This window comes from Streptomyces blattellae (genome assembly GCF_009709555.1).
GTDB lineage: Bacteria > Actinomycetota > Actinomycetes > Streptomycetales > Streptomycetaceae > Streptomyces > Streptomyces blattellae.
Map to the genome: position 1 here is coordinate 25,605 of NZ_WJBG01000214.1, position 7,752 is coordinate 33,356.

Annotated in this window: 7 protein-coding genes; 4 read left to right on the plus strand and 3 right to left on the minus strand. The window is 69.2% G+C overall.

Annotated features, from left to right (window positions below):
* Positions 1-129 precede the first annotated feature (129 nt).
* Positions 130-2,427, minus strand: a complete 2,298-nt coding sequence (locus GFH49_RS29630) for a transglycosylase domain-containing protein (RefSeq protein WP_155059130.1) — start codon at positions 2,425-2,427, stop codon at positions 130-132.
* Between the two features lie 532 nt (positions 2,428-2,959).
* Between GFH49_RS29630 and wblA the strand changes: the two genes are divergently transcribed.
* Complete coding sequence (gene wblA, locus GFH49_RS29640) at positions 2,960-3,298, plus strand: transcriptional regulator WblA (protein WP_067033339.1); 339 nt, start codon at positions 2,960-2,962, stop codon at positions 3,296-3,298.
* 68 nt (positions 3,299-3,366) lie between these two features.
* Here the strand turns inward: wblA and bagB are convergent, their stop codons facing one another.
* Together bagB and bagA are read right to left on the minus strand one after the other, a co-directional pair.
* Positions 3,367-5,040, minus strand: a complete 1,674-nt coding sequence (bagB, locus tag GFH49_RS29645) for an ATPase BagB (RefSeq protein WP_155059131.1) — start codon at positions 5,038-5,040, stop codon at positions 3,367-3,369.
* The gene (gene bagA / locus GFH49_RS29650) at positions 5,037-6,014 is read right to left on the minus strand and encodes an ATPase BagA (RefSeq protein ID WP_155059132.1); all 978 of its coding nucleotides are present in this window, start codon (positions 6,012-6,014) and stop codon (positions 5,037-5,039) included. Before bagA ends, bagB begins: the two co-directional genes overlap by 4 nt.
* Before the next feature lie 118 nt (positions 6,015-6,132).
* Between bagA and sp36 the strand changes: the two genes are divergently transcribed.
* The 3 genes from sp36 to GFH49_RS29665 are packed head-to-tail and all read left to right on the plus strand — an operon-like array spanning position 6,133 to position 7,677.
* Positions 6,133-6,291, plus strand: a complete 159-nt coding sequence (sp36, locus tag GFH49_RS29655; protein WP_003991873.1) for a Sp36 family protein — start codon at positions 6,133-6,135, stop codon at positions 6,289-6,291.
* Entirely contained in the window at positions 6,288-6,752 is a 465-nt protein-coding gene (locus GFH49_RS29660; protein ID WP_155059133.1) for a RidA family protein, read from the plus strand. The genes sp36 and GFH49_RS29660 overlap by 4 nt, the downstream gene beginning before the upstream one ends.
* Before the next feature lie 52 nt (positions 6,753-6,804).
* Complete coding sequence (locus GFH49_RS29665; protein ID WP_155059134.1) at positions 6,805-7,677, plus strand: NUDIX hydrolase; 873 nt, start codon at positions 6,805-6,807, stop codon at positions 7,675-7,677.
* Positions 7,678-7,752 lie beyond the last annotated feature (75 nt).

Genomic DNA, 7,752 nt, shown 5'->3' on the forward strand with positions numbered 1-7,752 from the left:
TTACGAAGTCCAGCGGCTCTACCCCTACCTACGGGGAACACCCGCTACCTACGGGGAACACCCGCGGCATTACGACAATGGGGGCGCCCCTTCGAAAAGGGGCGCCCCCATCACGTCGTACCGGAACCGTCAGGGCCAGTTGCCCCCGTTGCCGTTCCCGTTGTTCCCGCCGTCCTGCCCCTCGAAGAAGTTCTCCGGGACGGAGACGGACGGCGCCGGTTCGGTGCCGCCGTTCGTGCCGCCGCTGTCGTCGGTGCCGCCGCTGATCAGGCCGCCGATGAAGCCGCCGTTGTCGTCGCCGTTGTCACCGTCGTCGTTTCCGTTCCCGTTTCCGTTCCCGTCGCCGCGGTCGCTGTCCTCGTCCGGGATGTCGACGAGGTTGAAGTCGGGCGCGTCCTTGTCCGCCAGCGCGCCGGTCATCGCGTCGCGCCAGATGGGGCCCGGCACCGAGCCGCCGTAGACCTTGTCGTGGTAGACGCCGCCGATGTTGATGTCCACCATCTTGACCTGCTGGCTGGCGCTGCCGACCCAGACAGCGCCCGACAGGTTCGGCGTGTAGCCGACGAACCAGGCGTTCTTGCGCTCGTCCGTCGTACCCGTCTTGCCGGCGTTGGCGCGGTCCGTGAGACCTGCCTCCTGACCGGTACCGGAGTCGACCACACCCTGCAGCAGGGTGTTCACCGAGTCCGCGGTCTTCTCGCTCATCGCCCGCGAGCACGTCGACTTCGGAACCTCCAGCGACTTCTGCTGGTTGCCGACCTTCTGGGTGATCGACTCGATGGCGACCGGCGTGCAGTACATGCCCCGGGAGGCGAAGGTGGCGTACGCGTTCGCCATCGTCAGCGGGGACAGGCCCACGGAACCGAGGGCGACGGCGGGCCGCTCCGGCAGCTTGGTGCCGTCGCCCTGCACCACGTGCAGCGCGTCGGTCATCTCCATCACCGGGCACAGGCCGATGTCGGAGACCATCTGGACGAAGTAGGTGTTGACCGACTTCTCCATCGCCTCCTGCAGGCGGTACGGGCCGACCTCGGACTCGTCCTCGTTCTCGACGGTGTCGCCGTCCTGGTTGACCCATGGCGTGCTGTCACACGTCTGGACCGGGCTCGGATACTCCATCTCGTACGGCGACGAATACTCCTGCGTCACCGGCCGCCCCTCCTCCAGCGCGGCCGCCGCCACGAACGGCTTGAACGTCGAACCCGTCGGGAAACCGAAGTTGGAGCCGCCGTAGGCCGCGTCGACCGAGTAGTTGTACTCGGTCTCGTTCTTGCCGTAGCCGTACGGCTTCGACTGGCCCATCGCGAGGATCTTGCCGGTGCCCGGCTCGACCAGGGTGGACGCCGCGGCGACCCTGTCGTCCTGGTTGACGTGGTCCTTGAGGGACTGCTGCACCGACTCCTGGGCCTGCGGGTCGAGGGTCGTACGGATCGTCAGGCCGCCCCGGTTCCAGACCTTCGCCCGGGCCTCCTTGGTCTTGCCGAAGACCGGATCGCTGAGGAAGACGTTCTCGACGTAGTCGCAGAAGAAGCTGGCCCCCTGGACCGCGGTGATGCAGCCCTCCTTGGGCTGGCTGACCTTCAGGTCCAGCGGCGTCGCCATGGCCTTGTCGGCCTCCGCCTGGGAGACGTCGCCGACATCGGCCATGCGCTGCAGTACGGTGTTGCGCCGCTTGGTGGCCTCGGCCTCGTCGTTGACCGGGTCGTACCGGCTGGGGGACTGGACGATGCCGGCGAGGAGGGCCGACTGCTGGAGGTTGAGGTCCTTGGCGGGCTTGGAGAAGTAGCGCTGGGCGGCCGCCTCCACACCGTAGGCCTGCTGGCCGAAGAACGTGATGTTCAGGTAGTTCTCAAGGATCTTCTTCTTGCCGAGCTCCTCCTCGACCTGGATCGCGTACGCCAGCTCCTCGATCTTGCGGCCGAGGGTCTGCTGGGTGGCCTCCGCGACCTTCTCCGGATCGTCGCCGGCCTCCTCCACGAACACGTTCTTCACGTACTGCTGGGTGAGCGTGGACGCGCCCTCGGCGATGCCGCCGCTCTGGGCGTTCCGGTTCAGCGCGCGCAGGACGCCTCTGAGGTCGACCGCGCCGTGCTCGTAGAAGCGGGCGTCCTCGATCGCGACGATCGCCTTCTGCATGTACGGCGAGATGTCCTTGAGGTTGACCACCGTGCGGTTACGTGAGTACACGGAGGCGATCTGGTCGCCGTTGGCGTCGAGGATCGTGGTGCGCTGGCTCAGCGGCGGGGTCCTCAGGTTGGCCGGGATGTCGTCGAACGCCTCGACCGACCCTCTGGCCGCCAGCCCCAGCGCGCCGAAGGCGGGCAGCGCGATGCCGGCCATCACGGCTCCCGCGAGCACACTGACACCGAGGAACTTGGCGGCCTGCTGAATGGGCGACAGCCCACCACCCGAGCGCTTCTTTGGCATGGGGGCAGCCTAATCCGTACCTGAGTCCGATCCGAGGGAGCGGTGCGTCCCGAGAGGTTCGAACCCGTCACATACAGGGGTTCACGCAGGTGTCCAGGGCTCGCCCGCATCACGGCATGGCAACGCCGACCGCCTACCTTCTCATTCGCCGGACACGCCGACAGGCCTTGGCCTAAGCTGCTCTCAACTGTCACAGCAGTGAGGTCACGTATCAATACGTCCGGCGACCCCGAATCGTTCTGGAAGTAGCCCAACTTTTTTGTGGGGCGCGTGCCCGAATCCGCCTTGTGTGTCACTCGGCGTCCGTTGTGACCCTGAAGAACTGTCCCGGTTTGCCGGGATGATCACGCATGTCGTCACCTCACTCCCCCGGGTGATCTGCCGCTTACCCATAGTCCGTTCGGGCCATTCAAGATTGGGCCCGCTGGGGGTGTTGCGCTGTGCCCACCTTCCGTAACGTCCTCAACTGGCGGCGGTGAATATGCCGCTGCCGCCGTGGGGGAGCCTCGATTCGGGAGAGGACGGCGCCGGTATGGGCTGGGTAACCGACTGGAGTGCGCAGGCGGCCTGCCGCACTACCGATCCGGATGAACTGTTCGTTCAAGGAGCAGCGCAGAACAGGGCCAAGGCGGTGTGCACCGGATGTCCGGTGCGGACCGAGTGCCTGGCCGACGCGCTGGACAACCGCGTCGAGTTCGGCGTGTGGGGAGGCATGACGGAGCGGGAACGCCGCGCACTGCTGCGCAGGCGCCCCACCGTGACCTCCTGGCGCCGGCTGCTGGAGACCGCGCGGACGGAGTACGAGCGGGGGGCCGGCATCCTGCCCCTCGATGACGACGAGGTGTACGAGAACTACGCGGCGGTGAGCTGAGGCTGCCCCTCCAGGGGTTTCCTCTTCAGGGGTTTTCTCTTCAGGGTTTCCCCCTTCAGGGATTTCCCTCAGTCACTGCTCGGCAGCTCCGGCCGGTTGGCCGCGAGCCGGTTCCCGATGTCCCGCAGCCCCGCGAGGTCGTGTACGTCGCCGGGCAGCGCGGCCACTTCGGCCATCGCCACCTCTGGGTGGAGCGCGGTGAAGCGATCGCGCGTGCGCTGCTCGCGGGAGAGCAGCTGCATACGCTCGGCGTGCAGCCTCAACAGGCCTGCGGTGAGCTGGTCGACGGAGCGTTCCGGGTCCGGGTCGGCGGGGGAGCCTTCGGCCGGCGCTGGTGTCCTGGAAGCGGGAGATGTCGCGGAAGCGGGAGATTCTGAACTGCCGTACGGGTCGGGAGAGTTACGAAGTCCAGCTTTCCCACCCTCCTGATCGACAATGCGGGGCTCTTCAAGATTTTCCGCAGCGGCACCGTCCACGGGGTCCCGGCCGGGGTCGTTCACGGGATCCCCGCTGGGATCGACGACGGTCGCCCCCGTGGGATCGACGACGGTCGCCCCCGTGGGATCGACGACGGTCGCCCCCGTGGAATCGACGACGGTCGCCCCCGTGGGATCGACGACGGTCGCCCCCGTGGAATCGACCACGGTCGCCCCCGCCGGTTCGCTCGCGGTTGCCCCTGCAGGTTCGTTCGCGCCTTCCCCCGCGGGTTCGCCCGCGAGATCAAGGTTCTCCGCGGCGGCGAGCGCCCGCTCGGCCGACAGCCGGGCGGCGCCGCTGCCGTGGACCCGGTTGAGTACCAGGCCCGCCAGCGGCATGTCCTCGGCGGCCAGCCGCTCCACGAAGTACGCGGCCTCCCGCAGCGCGTCCCGCTCCGGCGCCGCGACCACCAGGAACGCCGTCCCGGGCGCCTGCAGCAGCTTGTACGTCGCGTCCGCGCGGGTACGGAAGCCGCCGAACATCGAGTCCATCGCCGCCACGAAGGTCTGTACGTCCTTCAGCAGCTGACCGCCCAGCAGCTTGCCCAGCGCGCCGGTCATCATCGACATCCCGACGTTCAGGAACTTCATCCCCGCCCGCCCGCCGACCTTCGCGGGGGCGAGGAGAACCCGGATCAGCTTGCCGTCCAGGAACGACCCCAGGCGCTTGGGCGCGTCCAGGAAGTCCAGCGCGGAACGGGACGGGGGCGTGTCGACGACGATCAGGTCCCATTCGTCCTTCGCACGCAGCTGCCCCAGCTTCTCCATCGCCATGTACTCCTGCGTGCCCGCGAAGCCCGCCGAGAGCGACTGGTAGAAGGGGTTGCTCAGGATGGCCGCCGCCCGCTCGGGGTCCGCGTGCGCCTCGACGATCTCGTCGAAGGTGCGCTTCATGTCGAGCATCATGGCGTGCAATTCGCCGCCCGCCCGTCGCCCACCACTCTCAATTGAATCGCTGCGCGATGCCCCTGAGTGATCCTCCACGCCCTTGACCCGGCGCGGGACGTTGTCCAGGGAGTCGATGCCCATGGACTGGGCGAGCCGGCGGGCCGGGTCGATGGTGAGGACGACCACCTTCCGGCCGCGCTCGGCGGCACGCAGCCCCAGCGCCGCCGCCGTGGTCGTCTTGCCGACCCCGCCCGAGCCGCAGCACACCACGATGCGCGTCTTCGGATCGTCGAGCAGCGCATCGACGTCGAGCATGCGCGTGGGGGAGAGGTGGTGGCGGGCGGTGTCGTGCGTGTGGGCCGAGTGCTCCGGACTCATGACATCCCCTGTTCCCGCAACTCGGTGGCGAGTTCGTACAGGCCCGCCAGGTCCATGCCCTCGGCGAGCAGCGGCAGTTCGTGCCGCGGCAGGCCCAGCTCGCTCAAAACGTCCCGCTGTTCGTGCTCCAGGGTGTACCGCTCGGCGTACTCCTCGGCCTGCTCCAGCAGCGGATCGACCAGCTTCTCGGCGTTCCCGCCGCGCCGCGCGCCGCCGAGTCCGGCGGCCGACAGCGACCTGGCGACCGAGGTCCGCGGCACGGCTCGTACGAGATCCAGATCGGCCGCGTCCAGCAGCTCGGGCCGCACCATGTTCACCATGATCCGCCCCACCGGCAGCCGCGCCGCCCGCAGCTCGGAGATCCCGTCCACGGTCTCCTGCACGGGCATCTCCTCAAGCAGCGTCACCAGGTGGACGGCCGTCTCCTTGGACTTCAGCACCCGCATCACAGCCTGCGCCTGATTGTGTATCGGGCCGATCTTCGCCAGCCCGGCCACCTCGTCGTTGACGTTCAGGAAGCGGGCGATGCGCCCGGTGGGCGGGGCGTCCATGACGACGTAGTCGTACACGAATCCTCCCGACTTGTCCTTCCTGCGCACGGCCTCGCACGCCTTGCCGGTCAGGAGTACGTCCCTCAGGCCCGGCGCGATGGTGGTGGCGAAGTCGATGGCGCCGAGCTTCTTCAGGGCCCGGCCCGCACCGCCCAGCTTGTAGAACATCTGGAGGTAGTCCAGCAGGGCCAGTTCGGGGTCGATGGCGAGTGCGTACACCTCCCCGCCCCCGGGAGCGACGGCGATCTTGCGCTCCTCGTAAGGCAGCGCCTCCGTCTCGAAGAGCTGTGCGATGCCCTGCCGACCCTCGACCTCGACGAGAAGCGTGCGCTTCCCCTCGGTGGCCAGGGCCAGCGCGAGTGCGGCGGCCACCGTGGTCTTACCGGTTCCGCCCTTGCCGCTGACGACCTGGAGCCTGCTCACGTATTCGAGCCTAACCAAACGGCCCCCGGAGTACGCGGGAGGCTGTGGACAACGTACGCGGGAGGCTGTGGACAACGTGTGCGCGAGGCCGCGTGCGGCAGCGGATACAGTCGGCCCCATGACCAAGTGGGAATACGCAACCGTGCCACTGCTCGTCCACGCCACGAAGCAGATTCTGGACACCTGGGGCGAGGACGGCTGGGAGCTCGTCCAGGTCGTGCCCGGGCCGAACAACCCCGAGCAGTTGGTGGCCTACCTGAAGCGGGAGAAGCAGTGAGCGCCGTCGAGACGAAGCTGGCCGAGCTCGGGCTGACCCTGCCGGAGGTCGTCCCGCCGCTCGCCGCGTACCAGCCGGCCGTGCGGAGCGGTGTGTACGTCTACACCGCCGGGCAGCTCCCGATGGTGGACGGCAAGCTTCCGGTCACCGGCAAGGTGGGCGCCGAGGTCACGCCCGAGGAGGCCAAGGCCCTCGCCCGCACCTGTGCGCTGAACGCCCTCGCCGCGGTCAAGTCCGTCGCGGGTGACCTGGACCGCATCGCGCGCGTGGTGAAGGTCGTCGGCTTCGTCGCCTCGGCCGCCGACTTCACCGGGCAGCCGGGCGTCCTCAACGGCGCGAGCGAACTCCTGGGCGAGGTCCTCGGCGACAAGGGCGTACACGCGCGCAGCGCGGTGGGCGTGGCGGTACTGCCGCTCGACGCGCCCGTGGAGGTCGAGGTCCAGGTGGAGCTGGTGCCGTAACGGCCCCGGGGTGCGTCTCGAACATCAGCCCGCCCCGGGATACCCTCCGCCCATGGCAAACGGGCAGTGGTATCCGCAGGAGTGGCCGGTCCTCATCCGCGCCCTCGCGGACGGGACCCTCACCCCGGTCACCCCGAGGCGCGCGGCCACCGTCATGCTCCTGAAGGACACCGGCAGCGGCCCCGTCGTCCACATGCTGCGCAGACGCGCCTCCATGGCCTTCGCCGGAGGCGCGTACGCGTATCCGGGCGGCGGCGTCGACCCCCGCGACGACGACCACCACATCCGCTGGGCGGGCCCCACGCGCGCGTGGTGGGCGGCCAGACTCGGCGTCGACGAGACGACGGCGGCCCAGGCGATCGTCTGCGCGGCGGTACGGGAGACCTACGAGGAGGCAGGCGTCCTTCTCGCCGGCCCCACCCCCGACTCGGTCGTCGGCGACACCACCGGCGACGACTGGGAGGCGGACCGGGCCGCCCTGGTCGCGCGGGACCTGTCCTTCGCCCAGTTCCTGGAGCGCCGTGGCCTGGTCCTCCGCTCGGACCTGCTGGGCGCCTGGACCCGCTGGATCACCCCGGAGTTCGAACCCCGCCGCTACGACACCTGGTTCTTCGTGGCCGCCCTGCCCGAGGGCCAGCGCACCCGGAACGTCTCCACGGAGGCCGACCGCACGGTGTGGACGGCACCGGCCGATGCCGCCGCGGCGTACGACAAGGGCGAGCTGCTGATGATGCCGCCCACCATCGCGACCCTGCGTCAGCTGTCCCCGTACGCCACGGCCGCCGCGGCGCTCGCCGCCGCCCCCGACCGTGACATGACCCCTGTCCTGGCCAGGGCCCGCATCGGGGACGACGAGATCGTGCTGTCCTGGCCCGGTCACGACGAGTTCACGAAGCACATCCCCACGGCCGGGCCTGAAGCATGAGGCACGCCAGACCCCGCACGACCCGGACCGTCGCCCCGTACGCCCGCACGACCCGGACCGTCGCCCCGTACGCCC